This window comes from Porphyrobacter sp. ULC335 (genome assembly GCF_025917005.1).
GTDB lineage: Bacteria > Pseudomonadota > Alphaproteobacteria > Sphingomonadales > Sphingomonadaceae > Erythrobacter.
The window spans coordinates 1,253,434-1,279,098 of the sequence record NZ_CP078091.1 but is presented as its reverse complement, the minus strand read 5'-3'; the positions used below and the strand labels follow the sequence as shown (position 1 = coordinate 1,279,098).

Genomic DNA, 25,665 nt, shown 5'->3' with positions numbered 1-25,665 from the left:
ATCGATCGCTATATCCTGCGGCTGACCGTGGTGCCGATGCTGGGCGTGTTCGCGCTGGCGGCGAGCCTGCTGATGCTCGACAAGATGCTGCGCCTCTTCGATTTCGTCGCGGTCGAAGGCGGGCCGGTTGGCGTGGTGTTCAAGATGCTGGGCGCGCTGATCCCGGAATATGCGAGCCTGGCGATCCCCCTCGGCCTGCTGCTGGGCGTGTTGCTGGCCTTCAGGAAGCTCGCGACGTCATCCGAACTGGATACGATGCGCGCTGTCGGCCTGTCCTATAACCGCCTGCTGCGCATGCCTTATATCATCACGGCGGCGCTGGTGGCGGTCAATATCGCGCTGGTGTTCTACATCCAGCCGATCAGCCGCTATTATTACGAGCAGATGGAATACGAGCTGCGCTCGGGCGCGCTTGGCGCGTCGATCAAGGTCGGCGAATTCACCACGCTGGCCGACCGCATGGCACTGCGGATCGAAGAGAGCGAGGATGATGGCCGCCGGTTGATCGGCATCTTTGCCCGTGTCGCCAACAGCAAGGGGCAGGTGCTCTCGATTTCGGCGCGGGAAGGTGCATTCCTCGCCACGCGCGACAATCCCGATACGATCATCCTGCGCCTGACCGAAGGCACGATCATTCAGGACACGGGGAACGCCACCCCGCGTGTGCTCAGTTTCAGCCGCCACGATCTGCCGATCGATCTGCCCGCCATCGAGAAATTCCGCGCGCGCGGCGATGCCACGCGCGAGTACATCCTGCCGGAGCTGCTCAGGATCGGCTGGAGCGGCGACAGCGCGCCCGACCAGCGCGAGGCGAGCGTGGCGAGCTTCAATTTCCGCCTAGTCGAGATCGTGATGATGTTCCTGATGCCGCTGCTCGCGGTGGCGCTGGCGATCCCGCCCAAACGGTCAACCAGCGCGCTGGGCGTGTTCGTGTCGATCGTGATGGTGGTCGCCTATCACAAGGTGAACCAGTATGGTGAGGACGTGGCCTCGCTGGGGCGGCTCGATCCGATCCTCGCCTTCTGGGTGCCCTTCGTGCTGTTCGCGGGGCTGATCGTGTGGATGTATTACCGCGTGGCCTATGTCCCCGGCGGACAGGCGATCGGCGCGCTGGAAATGGCCTTCGCCAAGCTGGGCAAGCGGATTGGCAAACTGTTCAAGCGCCGCGCACCGCGGGCCTATCAGCCGGTAGAAGCCGCTGCGGCGGAGTAGACTGGCGATGCAGCTCGATTTCTTCCCCTCGCGCACCTTGACGCTGTATCTGGCGAAGCTGTTTGTGGTGCGCATCTTCGCGGTGCTCATCATGCTGGTCCTGGTGCTGCTGGCGCTCGATCTTCTCGCCGAGACCGGAGAGATCCTTGCCGCACCGGGCAATGGTCAGGCCGAGATCCTGCAATATGCCAGCCTCAGGGTGCCGCAGCTCCTGTCGCGCTTCCTGCCTTATTCGGTGCTACTGGCGACGCTGATCACACTGGTGACGTTGAACCAGAACAGCGAGGTCGTGGCGATGAAGGCGGCGGGCCTCAGCGCGCATCAGGTGCTCTCCCCGCTGCTGTTGACGGCGGCGGTGGTCTCGCTGGTGAGCTTTGGCTTCAACGAGCGGATCGTGACCCGCGCCAATGCCACGATCAAGGCATGGCAAGCGGCGGATTACGGCCCGATCCCCGCAGCGACCGGCGGCGCGGGTACGCCGCGGTCGAACATCTATCTGACCGACGGCGACAACATCCTCACCGCTGCGACGCTGACGGGCTCGGGCAATGCCACCGTGCTGACCGGCGTGACCTGGTATGCGCGTGCGCCGGGCGGGATCATCCGGGAACAGGTCCGCGCCTCCCGCGCGACCTTCGCCGCGCCCGGCTGGCGGCTGGAAAAGCCGGTGAAGTTCGATGTGGCAGGCGCCATCACCGAACGCCCGGCAGCGCTGGTGGTGGGGCAGAGCCTCTCGCCCGAACGGATCATGCTGCAATCGGTGGATGCCGATGCGCAAAGCTTCTGGGAATTGTCGCACAGCATCGACGCCTATGAGGCGGCGGGGCGCAACACCGACGAGATGCGCGCCAAGTGGTGGCACCGCTTGTCCGGGCCGCTGTCCGCGCTGCTGATGCCGCTGCTCGGCTCGATCGCCGCCTTCGGGCTGGCGCGGTCGGGGCAGCTATTCGTGCGGGCGATCATCGGCATGGCGCTCGGCTTTGCCTATTTCGTGGTCGACAATGCCGCACTGGCGATGGGCAGCTTCGGCGGATATCCGCCGCTGCTCGCCGCATGGGCGCCATTCTTCCTGTTCCTGCTGCTGGGTGAGACTGTCCTGATCCGGACCGAGGAATGAGCGGCTGGTCGCTCAGGCTCGCGCGGCCGACGGATGCCGAGGCGATGCCGGGGATTGAGCGGGCGGCGGCTGTCGCCTTTGCGGGGGAACCGGCCATCGACCCCGATCACACCCGCTCCGAAGCCGATTATGCCCGCCTGATCCGCAAGGGTCACAGCCTTGTCGTCCATGTCGGCGAGGCGATGGCGGGTTTCCTCGTGGCCGAGCCCTTCCGGCGGGAACTCCATATCTGGGAGATGGACGTCGCCCCCGCCTTCCAGCGGCGCGGGATCGGTGCGGGGCTGGTGCGGGCGGCCCAGATCGACGCGCGCAACACCGGCTTCAAGGCGCTGACGCTGACCACCTTCCGCGATCTCGCGTGGAACGGCCCGTTCTACACCCGCCTCGGGTTCGAGGAAGTCACCGCGCTCGACGCGCACCTTCGGCTGGCGGGGGAGCTGGCGAACGAGGTCGACGATGGCCTGCCTGCCGACCGGCGCTGTGCAATGATCTGCTTTCTGGATTGATGAGGGCTTAGGCCCGCTTGCCCATCGTGCTCTTGGCGATCCGGCCCACCAGCACCAGCATCCCGGGATGGTTCGCGCCTTCATAGGTCGAACCCGTGCCCAGCTCACGCGCGAGACGGCGGTGCGCTTCGGGCAGGTCGTGATAGGGCATCGACGGCATCAGGTGGTGCAGCGCGTGATAACGCAGGCCCACCGGCGCCCAGATTTCAGCCGCCAGCCCGGGCGGGGGCACGTTGACAGAGTCGAGGAACTGCGCGGTCACGGTCATCGCCTCGCCCTCGTTCTCCCACAGGTGCGCGACCAGCGTGCGCAGCTGGTTAAGCACCGCGGTCAGCGACAGCACGCCCATCGCGATGGCGAGCGGCTGCCAGCCGATCAGGAAGGCACTGGCGATCAGCGCGATCGCCCACAGGCTCGCGCCCGCTTCCTGCCAGCGCACACGGCCCACGAAATCACCCTCGGGCGCCTTGCGGCGGAACTCGGGATTGATCGACAGCGACGAGAAGCGCTCCCACGTGAACTTGCGCAGCGGCGGGACAATCAGACCGAGCGGGTAGAGCACGCCAAACCGCACCAGCAGCGCCACCGGCAACAGCATTGCCACCACCACGAACAGCGGCAGGCTCCACGGCTTCATCAGCGCGAGCGGCAGATATTCGGGGTCCTCCACCGTGCCATATTGCGTGCGCTTGTGGTGGATGGTGTGGACGCCTTCATACATGAAGCTCGGCGTCAGCAGCGGAATGCCGACGAGCAGGTTCCACGCCGTGCGAAAACCCGGCAGGGCATCGCGGTGGATGTGGGTCAGCTCGTGAATGAACATCAGCGCGCGGTACATCGCCAGCGCGGCGACCAGCCCTGCGGCGATCTGCACCGCAAGGCTCTGCGACAGGATCGCCACCGCGATTCCCGCATAGCCGATGCCTGCGGACAGCAGCATGTCCGGCCAGTAGATCCCCGGCTTCGCCTCGCCCAGACCCTTGGTCAGGTCGCGCGCGGCGCGCAGCATCGCCTTGTCATCCTCGGCCATGAACTGGACGCGGGTGGCCTTGGCAGGCGGCGCGGTCGCTTCGGCGCGCTTGGGATCGATGGTCTGTTGCATGTTCATTTCGGCAATTTCCTGAGGCTCGCCCTACCCGAAAACGGGGACCGAGCCAAACGCGGGTTGTTGGTGACAGTGATCGACAGCCTTGCGTGATTGGCGCAGGCGCGACACAGACACCTTGATTGATCGCAAATACGAGGACGGGTGCGTGACGGATGTGACGGCCAATGCTGCAGAGATAAGGATCGAGCCGGTCAGCGACAAGCGCGGGCGAGCAGACTTCGTCGATCTTGGGCGGGCGTTCTCCGACCGTCTGCCCCACTTCGTCCCGCAAATCCGTTCCGAACAGCTGGAACTGGTCGATCCGGGCAAGAACCCCTTTTTCGGCCACGCGCGGGTGCAATTGTTCATCGCGCACCGCGCTGGCAAGCCAGTGGGGCGCATCTCGGCACATATTGACGAACTCGCGCTCGCCATGCCGGCGGAACAGGGCTTTGGCCCCGGCACCGGTTTCTTCGGCTATTTCGATGCCGAGGACGAGGACATCGCCCGCGCTTTGCTGGCCACGGCCGAGGCATGGCTGGCGAGAGAGGGCATGAAGCGCGTGCTCGGCCCGATTTCGCTGTCGATCTGGGAAGAACCCGGCCTGCTGGTGCAGGGGCAGGATCATGCCCCGATGGTGCTGATGGGCCACCACCCCGCGCATTACGCTGCGTGGATCGAGGCGGCAGGATATGCCCGCGCCAAGACGCTCTACACCTATGATCTGGACATCACGCACGGATTTGGCCCGCTGGTCGACCGGCTTGTCCAGACGGGCAAGCGCAACGCACGGATCAATCTGCGCCGGGTCCGGAAGGATCGCTGGGACGAAGAGGTCGCGATCATTCTGGCGATCCTCAATGATGCCTGGTCGGACAATTGGGGCTTTGTCCCCTTCACCCCCGCCGAGGTCGCCTATGCGGGCAAGAAACTGCGCGCGATCATCCACGAAGAACTGAACGTGATCGTCGAGTTTGATGGTCGGCCTGTGGCCTTCATGCTGACCTTCCCCGATGTGAATGATGCGCTGGCGAAGATCAGGGGCAAGCTGTTCCCGTTCGGCTGGATTCACATGCTGCGCTGGCTGCGTCGCCCGCGCGGAGCAGGGATGCGGGTGCCGTTGATGGGCGTGCTGAAAGAACTGCACAACACCCGGCTCGCCGGGCAGCTGGCCTTCATGATGATCGAGGCGATCCGGCTGGAAGCGATCGGCAAGTTCGAATCCACCCGCGGCGAGCTTGGCTGGGTGCTGGAAGACAATCAGGGCATGCTGGCGATTGCCGATACGATCAAGAGCAAGGTCAACCGCGAGTACGTGATCTACGAGCGGAAGTTGGGTTAGGGATCGCGCTGGCGCAGAACTGTGTGCGCCACCACAGATGGCCGCCAACAAAAAAGGCCTCTACTCGCGAACGAGCAGAGGCCTTTCGGGATCGTATCACCAGCCGCTTGGACGGGAGGGGGGTCTCGGCGGTGACAATTGCATAATGATCGTCCCGAAGACCAGTTCCCGGCATCGCCGAAATTTTTTTCGACGTAACGGAAACCTGGGCAATACTGCCAAAAACCAGAGGGTTGCGGGATAACCGCGACGACGCGGTGGGGAACCGCTATGGCCTCGAATCGGTTGGGTTGGCAAATCGTGTCATCGCCTCGACCCTGCGAAAGGTGCCTCATGTCTCTCGGAAACCAGATCGCCGCCAACCTGCCGTTTCTGCGCCGCTATGCCCGCGCTTTGACCGGATCGCAGGCGAGCGGGGACGCCTTTGTGCGAGAGATGCTGGAAGCGGTGTTGGCTGACGAGGACCTCAAGGCCAGCCTCGCAGGCGGGCGCGTGCCGCTTTACCGCGCCTTCGGCAAGGTTTGGGCGAGCGCCTCGGGCAGCGCCGCAGCCGGCACCGCCGCCAGCGAGCATGAGGCCGGCGCGCAGGCCCGCCTGGGTGCAATCACACCCCCGGCGCGGCAGGCGCTGCTGCTCACCACGCTGGAAGATTTCACCACCTCGGAAGCCGCAGCAATTCTCGACCGCACGCCTGCGGAGATCGAAGCGCTCGTCGCCGAGGCCATCGCCGATATCGAGCGCGGGCAGACCACCAGCGTGCTGATCATCGAGGATGAGCCGCTGATCGCCATGCAGCTCGAAGACCTCGTCACGGGCCTCGGTCACACGGTCAGCGGCACCGCAGCCACGCGCACGCAGGCGCGCGCTGCCGTTGCAGAAGCGATGCCGGGGCTGGTGCTGGCCGATATCCAGCTCGCCGACGGATCATCGGGGCTCGACGCAGTCGACGACATCCTGAGCGTTGGCGCGATGCCGGTGATCTTCATCACGGCCTATCCCGAGCGTCTGCTGACCGGCGACCGGCCCGAGCCGACCTATCTGGTCACCAAGCCGTTCCAGGAAGCGACCGTGCGCGCGGCGATCAGCCAGGCGCTGTTTTTCGGGTCGACACGGCCTTTGTGATGCGATCGCGCCGACGCGCGATGCAGACCTAGACTTTCCCCCGCCGATCCGCGTCTTTCTCGCGGATGCGGAAGTCTGCGGGACGCCGCACCGGCACACGCAGCACGCAGCGCACGCCGGTCGGGGCGAAGTCGAGCGTCACCGGCTGGCGCAATTCGTGGGCGACGACCTTCTCGATCAGCTCGGTCCCGAACCCGCGGCGGCGCTGGGTGGGGACGGGCGGCCCACCGGTCTCCTGCCATTCGACTTCCGCCCATTCGGTCTCGGCCGCCGGGTCCTCGCCGCGCTGCCAGCGGATCGTGATGGTCCCGCCTGCCACGCTCAACGCGCCATACTTGGCGGCGTTGGTGGCAAGTTCGTGGATCGCAAGACCGAAGGACAGCGCATCATTGGGCGCCAGTTCCAGCTCCGGCCCGTCAAGCAGGATCGCATCCCCCAGCGCCACGCGGAAGTGCTGCAACTCCGCCTCGATCACCGCGCGGATCGGGGTTGTGCCCCAGTCCGTCACAGTGAGCAGATCATGCGTCGCCGATAGCGCCCGGATCCGGCCTTCCAGACTGTCGGCGAAGTCATCCAGCCCGCTCGCCCGGCGGCGGGTCAGCGACAGGATCGACAGCACGTTGGCCAGCGTGTTCTTGACCCGGTGGTTGAGTTCCCGCGTCAGCGAGTTGCGGATCGAATGCTGTTCTTCAAAGAAGGCGAGCCGCGCCTGATCCTCGAACGCCTGCTGCGTCAGCAACCGCGCCAGCAGCATCAGCAGGCTCGCCAGCGCGAGGCCGAAGATCAGCGTCACCATCGACAGCGGGGAGAGCACCTGCACATTGGCACTTTCGATCACCAGCATCAGCTTGCGGTCGGCGATGGTGACTTCCTGCTCGACCGTTTCCTTGGCGGAATCCGCGATGGTGTGGGAAACCAGCAGGTGCCCGGTCGAAACCTCGCCATCGTAAAGCCGCACGCCAAACCGGCCCTGCCCCTGCCGGTCGATCGCGGAATCGAGGAATTCGCGCGCGCGGAACGGCGTGTAGACAAAGCCTGCCAGCCGCCGGTCGCCGGATGCCTCACCCGCCCCGGCCAGCCGGAACACCGGCATGTAAATGGCAAAGGCGGGCGCAGTGCCGCTGGTTTCCTGCACCAGCACGATCCGGCCCGATGCGGCGGGGCGAAGCGTCAGTTCCGCCTCGGCCATGGCGGCGGCGCGGGCGGCGTCGGAATACATGTCATAGCCCAGCGCGCGGCGGTTGGTCGCAGTGGCAGGCGCGAACATGGCGACGGGCGCGATCCGGCCGGTGGTGCTGGACGGGCTGGGATAGATGTCGGGATAGGCCGGCTGGCTGGCGCGGGTGCGGGCAAGGAAGGCGGGCAGATCGCGCGCCTCGATCACCGGAATCCAGCCGATCCCCTCGGCGCCCGAATATTCGGTATTGAGCTTCAGCGCGCGCACGAAGCTGTCGAAGGTGTCGGGGCTCACTTCCTCGACACTGGCGAACAGCGCCGCGCCTGCGCGCAGGTATGAGGTGAAGCCGCTGCCGCTGCGGTCGAGCGCGGCGGACACGCCTTGCGCATATTCGCGCATCACCGCGCGTTCGCGGGCGCGGGCATTACTCTCGATGGCGAAGACGCTGAGCGCGGTGATCGCGGCCAGCGCGAGGAAAATCACCAGCGGGATCGCGCGCGGATACAGCACCAGCCAGCGCCGCGCCCGCCCCGAGGAGGTCGGCGGCGGCAGCGCGGCCGCATCGTCATCGGGGTTGAATGCGAGCGGGTCGATAATGCGCAATCCTGTGCGGGCATCGGCGCAAAGCGGAACGCTGGGGCCGGTGGCGGAACCAAACTGGTAGCGCATCGTTCCCGAATCGTCCAAACTCGGCTCTCAAGGGTATCGACCGGAGCGTGATGGTTCGGCCCTTGCAGCGGCGAAATCGGCTCCATCGCGGGGCCGGGACACGGGATCAGGGACGAAACCTAACATCATGGCCTCGAATCACAGACAGGGTGGCAATGGCAGCGGGGGCAAGGATGGCGCCCTGCAACGCCCGCCCGAATGGGCCGACGGGCTGAAGCAGCTCTATGATTCGGTGGTCGAGGAAGCCCTGCCAGACAGCTTCAAGGACTTGCTCGACCGGCTCGACGCGACCCCTCCCGCCCGCGGCGGGGGCGGATCGCAGAATAGCCGGGACACCAGCCAATGAGCGGCGACCCGTCGATCGGCGGCACCCGGACCCCATCGGAAAAATCCGACTTCAAACGTGATCTGACCCAGGTCGTCCCGCACCTGCGCGCCTTCGCGCGCGGCCTGTGCGGGCGGCCCGATCTGGCCGATGATCTGGTACAGGAAACGCTGCTGAAGGCGTGGGCGGCGCAGGACCGGTTCGAACCGGGCACCTCGATGCGCGCCTGGACCTTCGTGATCTTGCGCAACGCCTACCTCACCGACATGCGCCGCAACCGCTTTCGCGGCGAGTATGACGAGGGCGTGGCCGAGCGCATCCTGACCGCACCCGCCGGACAGGAAGAACCGATCCACCTATCCGATCTGCACCGCGCGCTGCTCACCCTGCCTGCCGAACGGCGCGAAGCGCTGCTGCTGGTGGGTGCAGGGGGCTTTTCCTACGAGGAAGCCGCCGCGATCTGCGGCTGCGCGGTCGGCACGATCAAGAGCCGCGTGGGCCGCGCCCGCGCCGCGCTGACCGAGATGCTCGCCAATGGCAGCATCCCGCGCCGCTCCACCGATGACGCCATCGCCCACCGCGCGATTCTGGAAGAGCTTGATACGGTGGCGGCGGGCAACGGGGTCAGCTCGCGGGGGTGACGAGCAAGAGAAAGGCCCGGAAGCGTCTCCGCCCCGGGCCTTCCCTTAAACCAAACCCGCTAAATCAGGCGTAAGTCCACACCGTGCCGCGCGCGAGGTTTTCGCTGGCGAAGGCCCAGTTGAGCTTGTTCTCGACCACCGCGTCGAGATAGCTCGGACGCTTGTTCTGGTGATCGAGGTAGTAGGCGTGCTCCCACACGTCGAGCACCAGCAGCGGGTTGAAGTCGCTATCGGCGAGCGTGTCGGCATCGTGGGTTTCCTCGATGCTCAGCTTCCCGCCCTTTTCGGCGAGCCACACCCAGCCGGACGCGAAGTGGCCGACGCCGCGGTCCTTGAGCTGCTGCTTGAGCGCATCGACCGAACCGAAAGCGTCGTTGATCTTGGCGACCAGATCATCCGAAGGCGCGGTGGTCGCCGGAGCCATCGAGTTCCAATAGAACGCGTGGTTCCAGGTCTGGGCCGAGTTGTTGAACAGGCCCTGGTTGGTCCCGCGCGACGCGGCGACGATCGCTTCGAGCGAGGCATCGGCGTGCGGGGTGCCTTCGATCGCGGCGTTCATCTTGTCGAGATAGGTCTGGTGATGCTTGCCGTAATGGAACGACAGCGTCTCGGCCGAGACGGCAGGTTCGAGCGCGGTGTCGGCATAGGGAAGCGGGGCAAGTGCGAAAGCCATGGGTGTCCTCCGGAAGGCTGGGTTGAAATCAGTCAGTATTGGTAACGCAGATGTGGGCTAAGGGTTGCAGCTTCAAGTCGCGGTTGCCTCCTTTGGCGTCTCGTCCGAGCCTGCCGCGCGGTCAACTGCGCTTGTGACAGCGACGTTCATGGTGACATTGCCGAGCGTGCGCATCAAATCGGGCAGCATCTCCACCGCCACCAGCAGCGCCAGCGGCTCGACCGGCACGCCCATCGCCAGCGCAATCGGCCCGATCGAGACGACGAAGCTGATCGAGCCCGGCAGGCTGACGGCGGAAAGGCTGATGACGCTGGCGATCAGAATGCCCGCGATGGCGACCGTGGGCGAAACTTCGACCCCGGCCAGCGCGGCGATATAATAGACCACCGCGAGGTTCATTGCCGCACTGGTCGCGCGGAAGATCACCACGGCGAGCGGCAGGACGAATTCGGCGGTCGAGGCCTTGAGCCCCAGCCGCCCCGCAGAATCGAGCATCGCGGGCAGGCTGGCGAGCGAACTTTGCGTCGAGAGCGCCACCGCCTGCGCCGGCAGCACTGCACTGGCAAAGCGCCCACCGGTGCGGCCCATTGCGATGGCCACGACATAGGCGAGGAGGAAGATGAAGGTGCCCATCGCGGTCACGGTCAGCACATAATGGCCGAGCGCGGCAAAGGCCCCGCCCCCGCTCTGCACGCCCACGCCGTAAGCCAGCGCCAGCACGCCGACGGGCGCAGCAGCGAGCACCCAGCCGATAATCAGCAGCATCGCATTGCCCAATGCGTGGAAGAAGCCGAGCAGCCGCTCGCCTTGGTCGCCCGGCAGGCGGGTGATGGCGACCGCGAACATCACGAAGAACAGCGTCAGCGGCAGCATCGCGGTTTCGGCCGCGGCGGCAACGATGTTGGGCGAGACCAGCGAGGCGAGGAAATCGAGCACCTGCGGCACCTCGCCCACGTCAGCCGGGGTCTGGGCGAGGAATGCACTCGCGCCCTGCGGCACCGGGAAGGCGCGCAGCAATGCGGGCATGGCGATCGAGGTGAAGGCCCCGCCCGCCAGCTGGATAACCACCATCAGCGCGATCATCCGCCGCGCCACCGTGCCAACGCGCGCGGCCAGGATCATCTGCACCAGCCCCAGCACCAGCAGTGCCGCGACCAGCGGGATGATCGTCATCTGCAAGGCGCGCAGCCACAGCCCGCCGATCAGCGCGGCAATGTCGGACACGGCTTGCGGCGCGCCCGCTGCGGCTCCGGCAATCCCGGCGACAAGCCCGCCTACGAGCGCGGCAAAGGTCAGCGCCACCGGCAGGCGGATCGAAACCAGCGCGAACTTCCCTTGACCGGTGCCTTCTGCACCGGCGTCCGTGTTTTCACTTTCCAGCAATGGCCTGTCCTTATGCGGGCGCAGTGCCCTTCCCTTTGCGCGATAACCGCGCCAGAAGCGCCAGACAATCTTGCTGAAGCGGGGACGGAATTTTCATGGGACGCAAGCTGTTCGGAACTGACGGAATCAGGGGCCGCACCAATGCGGGCGCCATGACCGCGGCCACCGCGATGAAGGTTGGTCAGGCCGCCGGACGCCATTTCGTGCGCGGCGGGCATCGCCACCGGGTGGTGATCGGCAAGGACACGCGCCTGTCCGGCTACATGATGGAAAGCGCGCTGGTCGCGGGTTTCACGAGCGTCGGGATCGACGTGATCATGACCGGGCCGCTCCCCACCCCGGCTATCGCGCTGCTGACCCGCGAAATGCGCGCGGACCTCGGCGTGATGATCTCGGCCAGCCATAACCTTTACGCCGATAACGGCATCAAGCTGTTCGGCCCGGACGGATTCAAGCTGTCTGACGCAGCCGAGATCGAGATCGAGCGGCTGATGGAGACCGATATCCCGCTCGCCCCCGCCGAAAAGATCGGCCGCGCGCGGCGGATCGAGGATGCGCGCGGGCGCTATATCCACGCGGTCAAGGATTCGGTGTCCTCGGAGATCCGCTTTGACGGGCTGAAGGTCGTGGTCGATTGCGCCAATGGTGCGGCCTATCAGGTCGCCCCTTCGGCGATCTGGGAACTGGGCGCGGATGTGGTTGCGCTCGGCGTCACGCCCAATGGCATCAACATCAACGATGGCGTCGGCTCTACCGCGATTGCCGCCCTGCAAGCCAAGGTGGTCGAGGAAGGCGCGGATATCGGCATTGCGCTGGATGGTGACGCGGACCGGCTGATCGTGGTCGACGAGAAAGGCCGCGCGGTCGATGGCGACCAGATCATGGCGCTCATCGCGGGCCGGATGCAGGAGCGCGGTTCCTTGCGCGGCGGCGGGATCGTGGCGACGGTGATGAGCAACCTCGGGCTCGAACGCTATCTGGCGGGCCGGGGCCTCGATCTGGTGCGCGCCAAGGTGGGTGACCGCTATGTGCTCGAGGCGATGAAGGCGGGCGGGTACAATGTCGGCGGCGAGCAATCGGGCCACATGATCCTGCTCGATTATGCCACCACGGGCGACGGCACGGTTGCAGCGCTGCGGGTGCTGGCGAGCCTCGTGCGATCGGGCAGGCCGGCCAGCGAATTGCTGCACGTCTTCGATCCGGTGCCGCAGCTTCTCAAGAACGTGCGATACGAGGGCGGCCAGCCGCTGGAAAATGCACAGGTCAAAGCCGTGATCGCCGAGGCAGAGGCTGCGCTGGCCGGCAAGGGCCGCCTCGTGATCCGCCCCTCCGGCACGGAACCCGTGATCCGCGTGATGGCGGAAGGCGATGACCAGGGCCAGGTCGAACAGGTGGTCGACGCGATCTGCGAAGCTGTGCGCGCGGCGGTTTAGGAGACTCACGCGATGCTCGAAATGCGCCCCGATTGCGAAATGTGCGGCGTCGGCCTTCCCGCCGAGGCGCCGGGTGCTTTCATCTGCTCGTTCGAATGCACCTTCTGCGCCGAATGCGCCGAGGATCTCGACGACCGCTGCCCCAATTGCGGCGGCGAGCTGGTGGACCGCCCGACTCGGGCAAAAGCGCTCCACGCGAAATACCCGCCGAGCACCGAGCGCAAGCACAAGGGGTAAGCGGGAGAGGCCGCGTCTGCTTTGGCGCGGCGCTGGAAAAAGCTGTCGTTCGGGAAGCTCGCCCGGAGCGGTCTTTTCGCAGGCCTGATTCTATCGCTCGATTGTCTGAGGCGCGGGTTGGTCAGGCGGTCACTTTGCTGCTGGCCTGCGCCGCAATTGGCTGCGTGTGCCCCGTCACTTCGCGAAACTTCTCGTGATATCTCGGGTGCTCGGTGCCCATCCACTTGTCCCACCAGGTGAAATAGAGCCCGAAATTGGAGTTGAAGCCGCCATTATGGTGCAGGTCGTGGTGCACCGTGGTGTTGATCCAGCGGGTGAGCGGCGAATCCAGCCACCAGCGCGGGAAGAACTCGAACCCAGCATGGCCCATGGCGTTACGGATGATCTGGAAATTCAGCCATGCCACCATCACCCATCCCGGCGTCGGCACGAAAAACAGCCACAGGGGCACGAACAGGAACATCACCGCCGCTTCGGGCATGGCAAAGCTGTAAGCTGCCCATGGCGTCGGGGTGATCGAGCGGTGGTGCGCGCGGTGGAAATGCCGGAACAGCCGGGGATGGTGCATCATGCGGTGCGCCCAGTAGAAATAGGCGTCATGTGCGATGATGATTGCGGCGAGGATCAGCAGGTCCACGCCCAGGCCAAAGCTGACGCCGAAGACGTCATAGAACACCCCGACCTCGCGGCCCCAGATCAGGAAGCAGGCCCCGATCACGTAGACGAACACCGATTGCAGCGACTGCACAAATTCGCGCCGCATATCGGCGCCGGTGGCCTCACGCGGCTGGATCTTGCGCTGCCTGAGGGCCGTGCGCCGCAGAACCCAGACCAGCGCGAAGATAATCGAGGCGGCGATCAGATAGCGGGTGAAATCGATGGCGAAGACAAAATGCCCCCGTTCAAGCAGGATATCGAGAGGCGGAATTCCGGTGGGCATTGTCACGTCCTTTTGCCGATGCTCGCCGCTGGCTGCACCCGTTCATCGATCTGTGCGCTGCCGTATCCGATAACGGCTAGCCGATTTCGGAAACGGCCAGCGTGCCGGCGCGGAATTCGCTCGGTGTCATGCCCTCTGCCTCGCGGAAGGCGCGGTTGAAGGGGCCGAGCGAACCAAAGCCTGCATCCAGCGCGATGGTGATGATCGGCACCTCGCGCTGCGCAGGATCGGCGAGTGCGGACTTCACCTCGGCGAGACGATAGCCATTGAGAAAGGCCGAAAAATTGCGGTGGCCCAGCTGGCCGTTGATCGTGCGGCGCAGACGATATTCCTGCTCCCCCAGCAGCGATGCAAGCTTCGCGATGGACAGGGTCTCGTCGCGGTAGGGCATTTGCGCTGCCATAAACTGCAGCAAGCGCGCAGCGAGTGGATCTTCGCCCGGGTTCTGTGAAGGTTTCACGGGCGCGCCCGTGGCCTCTGCCGGGCCGAACATGTCGGCCTGACGCATCCGCAGCAGCACGGCGCAGAAGCCGAAGACCGCCAAGACGGAGAGGCTCCCCACCAGCTGCTTCAGCGAACCGCGCGGCACGCCGGGCGGGCCGGAGAACTCGACGAAGGCGATCACGATCACATAGAGCGCGACCACGCACACCAGCACCGGACGGATGCGCCGCCGCCGCTCGACCAGATCGCCTTCCCGGCTGCGCCACACCTCCCACAGCGCCGCGGCGGCAAAGCCCAGCATAGCGGTCCGGAACAGCCCGGCGGCAATCGTGTTGACGATCCCGCCGCTGGGGAAGGTCAGCTGGACCACCAGCGTGTTGAGCACCGACAGGCCGACCAGCAGCGCGCCCAGCGGTGTGACCTGCCGTTCGTCATTGAACCAGGCCCGTGCGAACAGCCAGAACAGCCCCGGCGTCGTCCCCGCTCCCAGCGCCAGCACAAGGCCCAGGAGGTTGCGTTCGGCATTCCAGCCCGCCGTGACCAGCAGATAGCAGCCGATCGCCGCATTCATCGCCACCGCAAGCCGGGCGGGCATATCGCGCCAGTGGTCGCGGATCAGGATCCAGCTCCACAAGGCGAGCAGCGCGATCGATCCGCCACGCGCCATCTGATCGACCTGTTCCCACGCTGTCATGGGCGCTTGGCTGCCAGAGCGCGGGCGGAGCGACAAGCCGATTTCGGAATCACCCAGCCTGTCCGGATTCCATCAGCATTGCGTGATGCGAAAACGACCAGCCCAATTTCGAAACCGGACAGCCTCAGGCGTGCCGAGCTGCAAATTCTGCTGCCTTGCCGTTCAAATTGGTGGGCGGCCAAATATCGAAGGAAATGCTCATGAAGCTTGTTCACGCCCTGCTCGCCGTCGCCGCCATCGCGGCTTCAGCCACCGCAACCGCCACCCCAGTTCCGCAGAGCATTCCAGTCGCGACTGGCGACCTCGATCTTGGATCGGACAAAGGGCAACGCATCTTGGCGCTGCGCATTCAGCGCGCGGCGCGGACGATGTGCAAAAGCCAAGCGCTGGAAAGCCTGCCGCACAACATCCGCCGCGAGCGCGGGTGCATCCGGCAAGCGCAAGCGAGCGCCGAAGCTGCCGTGAAGACCCTGACTGCCGCAGGCGATCCAGCTTCGGGGAAGGGCGGTTGAGGATGCGGATCTGATCGAACTGCGCGCAAAGGTTGGCAACAAGCTGCGATAGGGTAGAAAAAATCGCCATTCGCGTTCCCACCCAATTCCGGTCAGGCGCTGGGTCGGTGCGCGATCCCGGACGCGGCACGTCGGCTTTGCCTGTCTTCCGGAAAATTGCCGACATGCAGAAAGCGACCCCTGAGCCGAACTTTCTTCCGATTGCAGCGGCACTTGAAAGCTGACATCCATGTCGCACACAGGGCGATCAGATCTGAGAATGCAATGTTATGATTGATGACAGACCATTTTCTGGAGCAAAGATTGTCCTTTATTCCGGCAGTCACCTGATCGCCTACCTCCGCGACGATAAACCGAATATCCCTTTCCCAGGTTTATGGGACCTACCGGGAGGGGGCCGTGAACTCGACGAGACGCCAGCGCAGTGCGCAGTGCGGGAAGTCGAGGAAGAATTCGGCCTAACCATCGCCATCGATAGAATTGTTCTGAACCGAAGATATGAAAGCAGGACTCGAGGCGGACGGTGTAGTTTTTTTCTAGCCGCTCCACTTCAAGCGGCAGAAATCGGACAAATCGTGTTCGGCGAAGAGGGCCAGCGTTGGAGAATGATGAGCTTCGATGAGTTTTTGGGCGAAGAAAATGCGGTTCCCGATCTGCAGGCGCGCCTTAAGGAATGCCTCCCCGAACTGAAATGATCAACTTCGGGGGGACTGCAGTATTGCAATCGCCCAGCAGCTTTTGCGCCAAAGCGACCTGTAAGGGGTCATTCCGCAAACCACCCAATGCCAGCCGCTCCGTCCGCCGCGGTGCATCCCGCAAAGCCGCCGCCCGGGACGATCACGCGCAATTTGCATGCCGCCTTTCGCGCACGCTTGCTATGGCATTGCCATGACCACGCCCCTCCCCCCTCGCATCCTCAGCATCGCCGGTTCGGACTCGTCCGGCGGCGCGGGCATTCAGGCGGATATCAAGACCATCACCATGCTCGGCGGCTATGCCATGACCGCGGTGACCGCGATTACCGCGCAGAACACGGTGGGCGTGCAGGGCATTGCCCCCATCGTCCCCGATATGGTCGCGCAGCAGATCGCATCCTGTGTCGACGATATCGGCGTGGATGCGATCAAGATCGGGATGCTCCACGACACGGCGGTGATCGCCGCTGTCGCCGGGGCGCTGGCCAAGGCACACGGCGGCGTGGCGGTGCCGATCGTGCTCGATCCGGTGATGATCGCAACATCGGGCGCGGTGCTGGTGGGACCGGATGCGGTTATCGCCTTGCGCGAGCGGCTGTTCCCGTTGGCGACACTGCTCACCCCCAACCTGCCCGAACTGGCGCATCTTGCTGGCCGCCCGCTTGCCACCACACAGGACATGATCGACGCGGCAGAGGAACTGTCCGAAGCCACGGGGGCGGCGGTGCTGGCCAAGGGCGGGCATGGAGAAGGCGACCGCATCACCGATGTGCTGATCGTCCCCGGCGCGCGTGCGATGGCCTTCGATCACGCGCGGATCGACACGGTGCACACCCACGGCACCGGCTGCACGCTGTCGTCAGCAATCGCCACGTTGCTCGGCCACGGCCAGCCCTTGGAACACGCGGTCAGGCTTGCCCGGCAGTTCGTTGTTCAGGCGATTGCGTCCGCGCCCGGTTACGGCGCTGGCCACGGCCCCTTGGGCCATCAGGCGGTGCGCGCCGCCCAGTCTTCCGGCGTCAGCGCGAAATAGACCGAATCGCACCACACGCCCCCGATCAGCGTGGTCTTTTCGGCCCGGTGCGTTTCGGTGAAGCCGAGCTTTTCGAGCACCCTGATGGACGCCGGGTTGCGGGGATCGACTTCGGTGATGACGCGCGTCACCGCACCGCCCGCGAAGGCCCGCGTGATGATGGGCACCAGTGCCTCCATCACCAGTCCCTGTCCCCAGAACTCGGGCGCGATGATGTAGCCAAGGGTCGGGAACCGGTAGAACCCCGCCTTGCCGATTGCGCGCCCCTGATATTCGAGGATGAAGTCATCACCTTCGTCATCGGTGGTCTGCGCCATCGCGGCGAGCCAATCGCGGGTTTCCTCCTCGCTGGCGTGCGGCGGGGTTGCCCAATAGGCCATCGCCTCGGGGTCAGTGAGCACCGCGTGGATTGCGGCGAAGTCCTCTTCCGGCCGCACCCGTCGCAACACCAGCCGGGCCGTGCGGATCACCGTGTCAGTCGCGGGGGAGGTCATAGAAATCGCAGATGCAGTCCCAGGCCGCCTCGGCAGTCTCAACCCAGGTAAACAGGTCGAGATCGCTCTTTGAAATCACGCCTTCCTCGGCCAGCGCTTCGAAATCGATCACGCGGGTCCAGAAATCCTTGCCGAACAGGATGATCGGCATCGGCTTCATCTTGCCGGTCTGGATCAGGGTCACAAGCTCGAAGAACTCGTCGAACGTCCCGAACCCGCCGGGGAACACCGCCACTGCGCGGGCGCGCAGCAGGAAGTGCATCTTGCGCAGCGCGAAGTAGTGGAACTGGAAGCTGAGATAGGGCGTCACATAGGGATTGGGCGCCTGTTCGTGGGGCAGCACGATATTGAGCCCGATCGATTCGCTGCCCGCATCCGACGCGCCGCGGTTGCCCGCCTCCATGATCGAAGGCCCGCCGCCGGTGGTGACGACGAACTGCCTGAGGCCGTTTTCGATCAGGCCCTTTTCACTGACGAGGCGGGCCAGCTTGTAGGCCTCGTCGTAATACTTGGCCTTCTCGGCAAGGCGGGCGGCGACCTTCTGGTCGTATTCATCGCCGTTCTTGGCAGCCGCGATCCGCGCCTCGGCCTGCGCGGGCGAGGGGATGCGCGCCGATCCGTACATCACCAGCGTGGAACCGACGCGGGCTTCGTCGAGCAGCATTTCGGGCTTCAGCAATTCCAGCTGGAAGCGCACCGGGCGAAGCTCGTCGCGCAGCAGGAAATCGGTGTCGCGGAAAGCGAGCTTGTAAGCAGGGTGCGCGGTCTGCGGGGTGCGCTCGGGGCCACCCTCGGCAAAGCGGGTTTCTTCGCCCGCGCGGTAGAACTTGCGGTCGGTCAGGTCTTTGTCAGTCATGCCTAGACCCCTAGTAGGGGTGCCCCAGACCCGCAATAGCCTAGGCTTGCGGGATGTTTCGCGTGGAACATCGGATGGGTGTGGCTGGATGCCCCGCAAGGATTCGAACCTTGATTGACGGAGTCAGAGTCCGCTCTCTTACCATTAGAGGACGGGGCATTGGCCTTCCCCCGGACATCGTCCGGCGGTGTCAGCGAGCGCGCTCCCTAGTTTCGTGCGCTGCTCAGGTCAAGCGCGGCGTTGCGCCGCCCTGCTTGCTCTTGCCGGGTGCTTGCGTTAGCTTGGCCCCAAGTGCCGTGCGCGGCGAGGTCTCGCGCAGGGTGGAAATGAAAGCGTTACGATCATGGCGGAAACTCTCCCGCCGGACAGGAATAGAAGTGCTGGGAAAAACCGGGGCGGCAAGTCCGGCAAGGTAGCCGATTTCCGCTACAAGCGCCCCCCTCAGCCCGATGCCAGAGCAGGCGGCCGCGATGGCCGCTCTCCGGCCGCAAACGGTCACGGCCGCCGCGGCAGTGCGCCCCGCGCCGAACAGGATCTCGCCGCCATCGGCGCGATGAAGCCCGCCGCCCATGGTGAGGCCTATGCTGCGCTTGATCTTGGCACCAATAATTGCCGCCTGCTGATCGCGCGCCCTTCGGGCCGGGATTTCACTGTGATCGATGCCTTCAGCCGGGTGGTGAAGCTGGGCGAGGGTCTGGCCACCAGCGGGCGATTGTCGGATGCGGCGATGGAACGGACGCTCGCCGCGCTGACGATCTGCGCGGACAAGCTCCAGCGCCGCAACGTCCGTCTCGCCCGATCGGTCGCGACCGAAGCATGCCGCCGCGCCGAGAACGGTATCGAATTCATCGAGCGGGTGCGGCAGGAAACCGGCATCGCGCTCGACATTATCAGCGCCGAGGAAGAAGCGCGCCTTGCCGTGCTGGGCTGCCACATCCTGCTCGAATCCGGCGATGGTCCGGCAGTGATCTTCGATATCGGCGGCGGTTCGACCGAGTTGGTGTTGGTTGAGGCGGGCGGCGAAGGCAGTCGCGTGCCGCGCATCCTCGATTGGCAGAGCGTGCCGTGGGGCGTGGTCTCGCTGACCGACACCGTCGGCCGCAGCGAGGACAGTGAGACTGCACGTATCGCCCGATTCGCCCAGATGCGGCAAATGGTGGCGGACAGTTTCGCACCCTTCACCGCGCGCGTCGCCGGGGCAGCAAAGCACCCCGATATTCGCCTGCTCGGCACCAGCGGCACGGTGACGACCCTCGCCAGCCTTTACCTCGAACTGCCGAGTTATGACCGCAAGGCGGTGGACGGGCTGATCGTGCCCGCTGCGGAGATGCGCGAGATCAGCGCGCGGCTGAGCGTGATGACCCCCTACGAACGATCCACCCTGCCCTGCATCGGACAGGACCGCGCCGATCTGGTAGTGGCAGGTTGCGCCATTCTTGAGGCAATTCTCGACCTGTGGCCCGCGCGGCGACTGGGCGTGGCCGATCGCGGCATCCGCGAAGGAATCTTAAGGAGTATCATGGCCGCAGAACGTCAGTCGGAACGTACGCTCAAGGCCCTGCACCGGCAGCGCGGCGGCAATGGTTCAGGGCGGCCGGCGCGATGACGCGCGGCTCCAAAACGCAGGACAAGCGGGTCAAGACCGCCAAGGGCCGTACCGCTTCCCAGGTCCGCTGGCTCGAACGCCAGCTCAATGATCCTTACGTCAAACAGGCCAAGGCCGATGGCTACCGCAGCCGCGCCGCTTACAAGCTGATCGAGCTTGATGAAAAGTTCGGCCTGCTAAAGGGCGCGAAGCGAGTGGTCGATCTCGGCATCGCGCCGGGCGGCTGGGCGCAGGTGGTGCGCGCCAAATCACCCAAGGCCGAAGTGGTGGGAATCGACCTTCTTGAAGTCGAGCCGCTTGATGGCGTCACGATTTTCCAGATGGATTTCATGGCCGATCACGCCCCCGCCGCACTCGCCGAGGCACTGGGCGGGCCGCCCGATCTGGTGATTTCGGACATGGCGGCCAATACCGTCGGCCACAAGCAGACAGACCATCTGCGCACCATGGGCCTGGTCGAAGCGGCAGCGTGGTTCGCGACGGAAAACCTTGCGCCCGGCGGCGCCTTCGTGGCGAAAGTGCTGGCGGGCGGGACCGATGCCGATCTGCTGGCGCTGCTCAAGAAGCACTTCACGACAGTCAAGCACGCCAAACCCCCGGCGAGCCGCAAGGGCTCGTCGGAGTGGTATGTGATCGCACAAGGCTTCAAGGGGTAAAAGGGACAGGCAGACGCGGGCCATTCGCCCGCGCCTTGCCCCGCGCAGGCTTACTCGGCTGCCTTCGGATCGGTGCCCGCCTCAGCTGCGGCGACGCCTTCAGCTTCTGCTTCGGCCGCAGCCGCTTCGCCTTCCGCAGGTGCGGCAGCCGGAGCAGCCGCCGCCGGGATCGCGATGTTGCCACCAATGGAGTTGAGATAGGCGGCAATCGCGGCGCGATCCTCGACCTTGGAAAGGCCGGCGAAGCTCATCTTGGTGCCAGCGACATAGCCCTTGGGGTTCTTGAGCCAGGCATCCATCTTGTCCCAGTCCCACGTGCCGCCCAGCGCTTTCAGTTCCGCGCTGTAGGCGAAGCCGCCCTTGGCTGCGACGGGGCCGCCCATCACGCCAGCCAGATTCGGGCCGATGCCGTTGGCACCGCCCGCAGCAACCGTGTGGCAGCTCTGGCACTTGGAGAACGCCTTTTCGCCTGCTGCGATCAGATCGGCTGCGGGCACTGCGTTGAGCGCCTCGCCAATCGAGATTTCCGCCGGGCCGGCAGTGTCCTCGACCACGCCTTCGATCACGTAGCCGAGCTTTTCCGGACGCTCCGGCTTGTCGCCGTGGAAATACTTGCTCGACAGGATCGAAAGACCCAGCCCGAGGCCAGCCGCGAACAGCACCCAGCCGGCCGCAGTGTTGAACAGATCGCCGCCGCCATTCTGGCCAGCCGCGTTATCTTGCGAAGAGTTGTCCTGTGTCATCCCGCGCGCTCCTTAATGTCGGCTTCCCATACGCGCAAGACTGATCGTGGCACGAATTCTTGCACCTTTTGCAAGCGGGCTTGCCGCAGGGGTCGCGCGGCTCTAGGCGCATGGCACCATGCGATCCTTCCCCGGCCCTGCCCTAGCCATTGTTGACCGGATGCGCGCCGCCGCCGCCGCAGAGCCTGCGCGCGCGATAGCCTTCCAGGGATCGCCGGGCGCCAATTCGCACCGCGCCGCCACCGAAGCGCGGGGCGACATGCTCCCGCTCCCGTGTTTCAGCTTCGAAGACGCGCTGGAAGCGGTGAAAGATGGCCGCGCGGCGCAGGCCATCATTCCGATCGAGAATTCGCAGCACGGGCGCGTGGCCGACATTCACTTCCTGCTGCCCGAAAGCGGCCTGCACATTGTCGGCGAATATTTCATGCCGATCCACCACGCGCTGATGGCGCTGGGTTCCGGCCCGTTCGAAGCCGCCTATTCGCACCCGCAGGCGCTCGGCCAGTCGCGCCATTATCTGCGCGCGCGGGGAATCGTGCCGCTGAGCCATGCGGACACGGCGGGCGCGGCCGCTTACGTGGCGGAGCGCGGCGATCTTTCTGTAGCGGCCATCGCCCCGGCGCTGGCGGCGGAGCTCTACGGGCTCACCATCATCGAGCATAATGTCGAGGACAGCGCGGACAACATGACCCGCTTCGTGATCCTTGCGCGCGATCCGCTGCCCGCGGGCGCGCTGGCGGACAAGCCGGTGATGACCACCTTCATCTTCGAAGTGAAGAACATCCCCGCCGCGCTCTACAAGTCGCTCGGCGGGTTCGCCACCAACGGGGTCAACATGACCAAGCTGGAAAGCTACCAGCAGGGCACCAGCTTTGCCGCGACGACTTTCTACGCCGACATCATCGGCGCGCCGGGCGATCCGGCGGTCGACCGGGCGCTGGAGGAATGCGCGTTCCATTCCAAGGAATTGCGCATTCTCGGCAGTTACGAACAGGCCCGCGCCAGGGGTTGAAGCACGGCTAAGGGGGCGCACGCGCGGTTTCCCGTTGCGCCTGCGCGGACGGCGTGCCACCAATCGTGACGGGATGACCGCAACGGCCGCAACAACGCCTTCCGAATCAACAGCCAATTCAGGCGGATCACCCCCCGCCGGGTGGGAAGCGCTGCGTGCCGATGGCGATGTGCAGTTCGCACCCGTCACGATCCCCGAAATCCCGCCCCGCCAACCCGGCTGGTTCGAGAAGATGCTCGTGGACCTGTTGTCATTCCTCGGCGATCTGCTTGCCCCGCTGGGCCGTGCGCTCGGCGGCAACTGGTGGTGGCTGCAATGGGTGCTGCTCGGCGCAGTGGTTTTGCTGGCGGTAGTGCTGCTGGTGCGGCTGATCGCCCCCGGGTTCGGCCGCAAGGGGCCCAGCACTGACGGCGCTGAGGAGGAGTGGCGGCCCGACGAAGCGGCGAGCCTCGCGCTGCTCGAGGATGCCGACAGGCTCGCCGCCGAGGGCCGCTTTGACGAGGCGACGCACCTGTTGCTCCAGCGCAGCGTAGGCCAGATCGCGGCGGTGCGGCCGGACTGGGTCGAACCGTCGAGCACCGCGCGCGAGCTCGCCGTGCTACCTGCCTTGCCCGAAGCCGCGCGCACCGCCTTCGGCGTGATCGCCGCGCGGGTGGAACGATCATTGTTCGCGCTCAGCGCGCTCGACCGCGCCGATTGGGAAGCTGCGCGCGGCGCCTATGCGCAATTCGCTCTGGCGCGGCTCGATCAGCCGGGAAAAACCGCGTGAAGGGCGGCGGCGCATTCTCAAAGGCAGGCGTCTTTGCCCTTGTGGCGGGCGGATTCGCGCTGTTTCTGGCGGCGCTCTATCTAATTGGCGCGGGCGAGGAATTTGCCGACCAGCGCGGGAACGGGCAGGCCCATGCCGCGGCAACGGGCCTCAACGGCTATGTCGGTCTCGTTCGGCTGGCCGAGGCGAAGGACTATTCGGTTGATCGCTCGCGCAGCCCGGAGGGGCTGGAGACCGATGGGCTGCTGATCATCGCCCCTACCCCCAATACCGAAGCCGAGGCCATCGCCGAAATCCTCGAAAAGCGCGCTTATCTGGGGCCGACGCTGGTCATCATGCCCAAGTGGTCTGCCATACCGCCCCCGCCGCTGCTGCCCTCCGAAGCCCGCGACAAGTTCAAGCCCGGTTGGGTCATGCTCGGCCCGGCAAACCCGTCCGATTGGCCCGAAGAGCTGCCCGGCCAGTACAGCTTCAAGCACAAGGTCTTCCCGGAAACCAAGATCACGGTTCCCGATGTTGCGATGGGTGTCGGACCCGCCAAACCCGCCAAGCCGACACCCCCCGGTCGCTGGAGCGGCATGGGTCAAGCTGGCGCGTTGCCCGCTTCCCCGACGCTCTATGCAGAGCCCATCGCACCGCATGACGCGCTGATTACCGACAGCGCGGGGCGGGTGCTGGCCTACACCGTCGTTCCCTATGCCAACGGTGAACCGGACGAGGAGGCCTATCCCGTCATGTTCATCGCCGAGCCCGATCTGGTGAACAATTACGGCCTCGCCGATCCCGCGCGCGCGGCCGCCGCTATCGCGCTGGTGGACGAGCTGACCTATGATGGCGAGATCGATTACATCACTTTCGATATGACGCTGAACGGCTTCGGCGCGGCGGAGAACCTGCTGACGCTCGCGTTCCGCCCGCCCTTCCTCGCCGCAACGCTGAGCCTGCTGGTCGCGCTGCTGATCGTCGGCTGGCGCGCCTTCATGCGCTTTGGCCCGGCTGCCTCCCCGGCTGGTCCCGACATCGCCTTCGGCAAGCGCCAGCTGATCGCCAATGGCGCGGGGCTGATCATCCGCGCGCGCCGCTTTAGGCTGCTGGCCAAGCCCTACGCGGCGCTGTCCGCGCGGCGTCTGGCGGAGCGGCTTGGCCTGTCACGCGCCGAGCCCGAGGCGATCGACGACGCCCTCGCCCGCCGTCTGCCGATGGAAGAACCCTTCACCCGCCGCGCCGCGCGGATGGAAGCGGCGACAAAGCCCGCCGACATTCTCGCCGCCGCACAAAGCCTCGACGATCTCAACGCCAAATTGCAACAGGGACAGACCACCCGATGACCATGACACTCGACGACGTCCGGAGCCTTGCCGACGCCATCCGCGCCGAAATCGCCAAGGCGATTGTCGGGCAGGAGGCGATGGTCGACATGCTGCTGGTGGCATTGCTGTCCGAAGGGCACGTGCTGCTGGAAGGCCCGCCGGGCACGGCCAAGACCTTCCTCGCGAATAGCTTTGCGACGGCGCTGGGCCTCGATTTCGGGCGCATCCAGTTCACGCCCGATCTGCTGCCCGGCGACATTCTGGGATCGAACCTGTTCAACTTCCAGACCAGCCAGTTCACCCTGACCCGCGGCCCGATCTTCTGCGACCTGCTGCTGGCCGACGAGATCAACCGCACCCCGCCCAAGACCCAGGCCGCGCTGCTCGAAGCCATGCAGGAACGCCGCGTCACCCTGGACGGGGAGACGCATCTGCTCCCCCAAAGCTTCATGGTCGTCGCCACTCAGAACCCGATCGAGAACCAGGGTGTCTATCCGCTGCCCGAGGCCCAGCTTGACCGCTTCCTTTTCAAGCTGCTGGTGTCCTACCCTGCCGAGCACGAGGAAGCGCGGATCGTGGCAACCTATGGCCAGCGCAGCGGCCCGCAGCGTCCCGCCGATCTCGGCGTGGTGGCGGTGACCAATGCGGCCGGCATTAGTGCTGCCAGCGCGGCGCTGTCACAGGTGACGGTGGCGGACGAAATCACCACCTATGTGGTCCGCCTGATCCGCGCGACCCGCGACCACAGCGAACTGACCGTCGGCGCATCGCCGCGTGCCGCCGTGCTGCTGGCCGGGGCCGCCCGCGCCCGCGCCGCGCTAGAGGGCCGCGCCTATGTCATCCCCGATGACGTCAAGGCGCTCGCCGTGCCGGTGCTGCGCCACCGGTTGACGCTCAGCCCCGCCGCGGAGATCGAAGGCCGCGACATGGAGGCGCTGGTCGCAGAACTGGTCGAAGCAACCGAGGCCCCCCGGTGA

27 protein-coding genes and 1 tRNA gene are annotated in these 25,665 nt (G+C 65.6%); 18 read left to right on the top strand and 10 right to left on the bottom strand.

The window, feature by feature from the left end; translation table 11 throughout:
• Positions 1-36: 36 nt before the first annotated feature.
• From KVF90_RS06275 to KVF90_RS06265, 3 genes are read left to right on the top strand one after another with little or no spacing between them, the layout of a single operon-like run.
• Positions 37-1,212 carry an LptF/LptG family permease gene (locus KVF90_RS06275; protein WP_413677044.1) on the top strand — a complete coding sequence of 392 codons (1,176 nt, stop codon included), beginning with the start codon at positions 37-39 and terminating at the stop codon, positions 1,210-1,212.
• Between the two features lie 7 nt (positions 1,213-1,219).
• A complete protein-coding gene (gene lptG, locus KVF90_RS06270) occupies positions 1,220-2,329 on the top strand; it encodes an LPS export ABC transporter permease LptG (protein WP_264393987.1) in 1,110 nt (369 codons plus the stop codon).
• On the top strand, positions 2,326-2,835 hold the full coding sequence (locus KVF90_RS06265; protein WP_264393986.1) for a GNAT family N-acetyltransferase: 510 nt from the start codon (positions 2,326-2,328) through the stop codon (positions 2,833-2,835). Before lptG ends, KVF90_RS06265 begins: the two co-directional genes overlap by 4 nt.
• Before the next feature lie 7 nt (positions 2,836-2,842).
• Here the strand turns inward: KVF90_RS06265 and KVF90_RS06260 are convergent, their stop codons facing one another.
• Positions 2,843-3,943 (bottom strand): fatty acid desaturase family protein, encoded by a 1,101-nt coding sequence (locus KVF90_RS06260; protein ID WP_413677016.1) that lies wholly within the window; start codon positions 3,941-3,943, stop codon positions 2,843-2,845.
• A 115-nt stretch (positions 3,944-4,058) separates the two neighbouring features.
• On the opposite strand from KVF90_RS06260, the gene KVF90_RS06255 reads away from it, so the two are divergent.
• Both KVF90_RS06255 and KVF90_RS06250 read left to right on the top strand, forming a co-directional pair.
• On the top strand, positions 4,059-5,264 hold the full coding sequence (locus KVF90_RS06255) for an N-acetyltransferase (protein WP_264393985.1): 1,206 nt from the start codon (positions 4,059-4,061) through the stop codon (positions 5,262-5,264).
• Positions 5,265-5,597: 333 nt separating this feature from the next.
• On the top strand, positions 5,598-6,386 hold the full coding sequence (locus KVF90_RS06250; RefSeq protein WP_264393984.1) for a response regulator: 789 nt from the start codon (positions 5,598-5,600) through the stop codon (positions 6,384-6,386).
• Positions 6,387-6,414: 28 nt separating this feature from the next.
• Here the strand turns inward: KVF90_RS06250 and KVF90_RS06245 are convergent, their stop codons facing one another.
• Positions 6,415-8,250 carry a CHASE domain-containing protein gene (locus tag KVF90_RS06245; RefSeq protein ID WP_264393983.1) on the bottom strand — a complete coding sequence of 612 codons (1,836 nt, stop codon included), beginning with the start codon at positions 8,248-8,250 and terminating at the stop codon, positions 6,415-6,417.
• A 109-nt stretch (positions 8,251-8,359) separates the two neighbouring features.
• On the opposite strand from KVF90_RS06245, the gene KVF90_RS06240 reads away from it, so the two are divergent.
• Both KVF90_RS06240 and KVF90_RS06235 read left to right on the top strand, forming a co-directional pair.
• The gene (locus KVF90_RS06240; RefSeq protein WP_264393982.1) at positions 8,360-8,578 is read left to right on the top strand and encodes a NepR family anti-sigma factor; all 219 of its coding nucleotides are present in this window, start codon (positions 8,360-8,362) and stop codon (positions 8,576-8,578) included.
• A complete protein-coding gene (locus tag KVF90_RS06235; protein ID WP_264393981.1) occupies positions 8,575-9,198 on the top strand; it encodes a sigma-70 family RNA polymerase sigma factor in 624 nt (207 codons plus the stop codon). The genes KVF90_RS06240 and KVF90_RS06235 overlap by 4 nt, the downstream gene beginning before the upstream one ends.
• A gap of 64 nt (positions 9,199-9,262) precedes the next feature.
• Here the strand turns inward: KVF90_RS06235 and KVF90_RS06230 are convergent, their stop codons facing one another.
• The gene (locus KVF90_RS06230) at positions 9,263-9,871 is read right to left on the bottom strand and encodes a superoxide dismutase (RefSeq protein WP_264393980.1); all 609 of its coding nucleotides are present in this window, start codon (positions 9,869-9,871) and stop codon (positions 9,263-9,265) included.
• A 72-nt stretch (positions 9,872-9,943) separates the two neighbouring features.
• Positions 9,944-11,254 carry a dicarboxylate/amino acid:cation symporter gene (locus KVF90_RS06225; RefSeq protein ID WP_264393978.1) on the bottom strand — a complete coding sequence of 437 codons (1,311 nt, stop codon included), beginning with the start codon at positions 11,252-11,254 and terminating at the stop codon, positions 9,944-9,946.
• 95 nt (positions 11,255-11,349) lie between these two features.
• Between KVF90_RS06225 and glmM the strand changes: the two genes are divergently transcribed.
• Together glmM and KVF90_RS06215 are read left to right on the top strand one after the other, a co-directional pair.
• Complete coding sequence (glmM, locus tag KVF90_RS06220; RefSeq protein WP_264393977.1) at positions 11,350-12,687, top strand: phosphoglucosamine mutase; 1,338 nt, start codon at positions 11,350-11,352, stop codon at positions 12,685-12,687.
• Between the two features lie 12 nt (positions 12,688-12,699).
• On the top strand, positions 12,700-12,924 hold the full coding sequence (locus tag KVF90_RS06215) for a DUF1272 domain-containing protein (protein WP_264393976.1): 225 nt from the start codon (positions 12,700-12,702) through the stop codon (positions 12,922-12,924).
• Positions 12,925-13,045: 121 nt separating this feature from the next.
• Here KVF90_RS06215 and KVF90_RS06210 read toward each other — a convergent pair whose 3' ends face one another.
• Complete coding sequence (locus KVF90_RS06210) at positions 13,046-13,864, bottom strand: sterol desaturase family protein (protein WP_264393975.1); 819 nt, start codon at positions 13,862-13,864, stop codon at positions 13,046-13,048.
• 76 nt (positions 13,865-13,940) lie between these two features.
• Entirely contained in the window at positions 13,941-15,002 is a 1,062-nt protein-coding gene (locus tag KVF90_RS06205; RefSeq protein ID WP_264393974.1) for an AraC family transcriptional regulator, read from the bottom strand.
• A gap of 200 nt (positions 15,003-15,202) precedes the next feature.
• On the opposite strand from KVF90_RS06205, the gene KVF90_RS06200 reads away from it, so the two are divergent.
• From KVF90_RS06200 to thiD, 3 genes are all read left to right on the top strand, one after another.
• Positions 15,203-15,514 carry a UrcA family protein gene (locus KVF90_RS06200; RefSeq protein ID WP_264393973.1) on the top strand — a complete coding sequence of 104 codons (312 nt, stop codon included), beginning with the start codon at positions 15,203-15,205 and terminating at the stop codon, positions 15,512-15,514.
• Between the two features lie 269 nt (positions 15,515-15,783).
• Positions 15,784-16,209, top strand: coding sequence for an NUDIX hydrolase (locus KVF90_RS06195; protein WP_264393972.1), 426 nt, complete (start codon positions 15,784-15,786; stop codon positions 16,207-16,209).
• A 193-nt stretch (positions 16,210-16,402) separates the two neighbouring features.
• Positions 16,403-17,242, top strand: coding sequence for a bifunctional hydroxymethylpyrimidine kinase/phosphomethylpyrimidine kinase (gene thiD, locus KVF90_RS06190; RefSeq protein ID WP_264393971.1), 840 nt, complete (start codon positions 16,403-16,405; stop codon positions 17,240-17,242).
• On the opposite strand, the gene KVF90_RS06185 is transcribed toward thiD, so the two are convergent.
• The 3 genes from KVF90_RS06185 to KVF90_RS06175 all read right to left on the bottom strand — a co-directional run bounded on the left by KVF90_RS06185 (position 17,197) and on the right by KVF90_RS06175 (position 18,751).
• A complete protein-coding gene (locus KVF90_RS06185) occupies positions 17,197-17,736 on the bottom strand; it encodes a GNAT family N-acetyltransferase (RefSeq protein ID WP_264393970.1) in 540 nt (179 codons plus the stop codon). The genes thiD and KVF90_RS06185 overlap by 46 nt on opposite strands.
• On the bottom strand, positions 17,717-18,592 hold the full coding sequence (locus tag KVF90_RS06180; RefSeq protein ID WP_264393969.1) for an LOG family protein: 876 nt from the start codon (positions 18,590-18,592) through the stop codon (positions 17,717-17,719). Before KVF90_RS06180 ends, KVF90_RS06185 begins: the two co-directional genes overlap by 20 nt.
• A gap of 85 nt (positions 18,593-18,677) precedes the next feature.
• Positions 18,678-18,751: transfer RNA gene (locus tag KVF90_RS06175), tRNA-Gln, on the bottom strand.
• A gap of 184 nt (positions 18,752-18,935) precedes the next feature.
• On the opposite strand from KVF90_RS06175, the gene KVF90_RS06170 reads away from it, so the two are divergent.
• Positions 18,936-20,198: a Ppx/GppA phosphatase family protein gene (locus KVF90_RS06170; protein WP_264393967.1), complete on the top strand. Its 1,263-nt coding sequence runs from the start codon at positions 18,936-18,938 to the stop codon at positions 20,196-20,198.
• The gene (locus tag KVF90_RS06165; protein WP_264393966.1) at positions 20,195-20,854 is read left to right on the top strand and encodes an RlmE family RNA methyltransferase; all 660 of its coding nucleotides are present in this window, start codon (positions 20,195-20,197) and stop codon (positions 20,852-20,854) included. Before KVF90_RS06170 ends, KVF90_RS06165 begins: the two co-directional genes overlap by 4 nt.
• Positions 20,855-20,904: 50 nt before the next feature.
• On the opposite strand, the gene KVF90_RS06160 is transcribed toward KVF90_RS06165, so the two are convergent.
• Positions 20,905-21,597, bottom strand: coding sequence for a c-type cytochrome (locus KVF90_RS06160; protein ID WP_264393965.1), 693 nt, complete (start codon positions 21,595-21,597; stop codon positions 20,905-20,907).
• A gap of 118 nt (positions 21,598-21,715) precedes the next feature.
• On the opposite strand from KVF90_RS06160, the gene KVF90_RS06155 reads away from it, so the two are divergent.
• The 4 genes from KVF90_RS06155 to KVF90_RS06140 all read left to right on the top strand — a co-directional run bounded on the left by KVF90_RS06155 (position 21,716) and on the right by KVF90_RS06140 (position 25,665).
• A complete protein-coding gene (locus KVF90_RS06155) occupies positions 21,716-22,609 on the top strand; it encodes a prephenate dehydratase (RefSeq protein ID WP_264393964.1) in 894 nt (297 codons plus the stop codon).
• Positions 22,610-22,682: 73 nt separating this feature from the next.
• Positions 22,683-23,378: a hypothetical protein gene (locus KVF90_RS06150; RefSeq protein WP_264393963.1), complete on the top strand. Its 696-nt coding sequence runs from the start codon at positions 22,683-22,685 to the stop codon at positions 23,376-23,378.
• On the top strand, positions 23,375-24,706 hold the full coding sequence (locus KVF90_RS06145; RefSeq protein WP_264393962.1) for a DUF4350 domain-containing protein: 1,332 nt from the start codon (positions 23,375-23,377) through the stop codon (positions 24,704-24,706). Before KVF90_RS06150 ends, KVF90_RS06145 begins: the two co-directional genes overlap by 4 nt.
• Positions 24,703-25,665: an AAA family ATPase gene (locus KVF90_RS06140; protein WP_264393961.1), complete on the top strand. Its 963-nt coding sequence runs from the start codon at positions 24,703-24,705 to the stop codon at positions 25,663-25,665. Before KVF90_RS06145 ends, KVF90_RS06140 begins: the two co-directional genes overlap by 4 nt.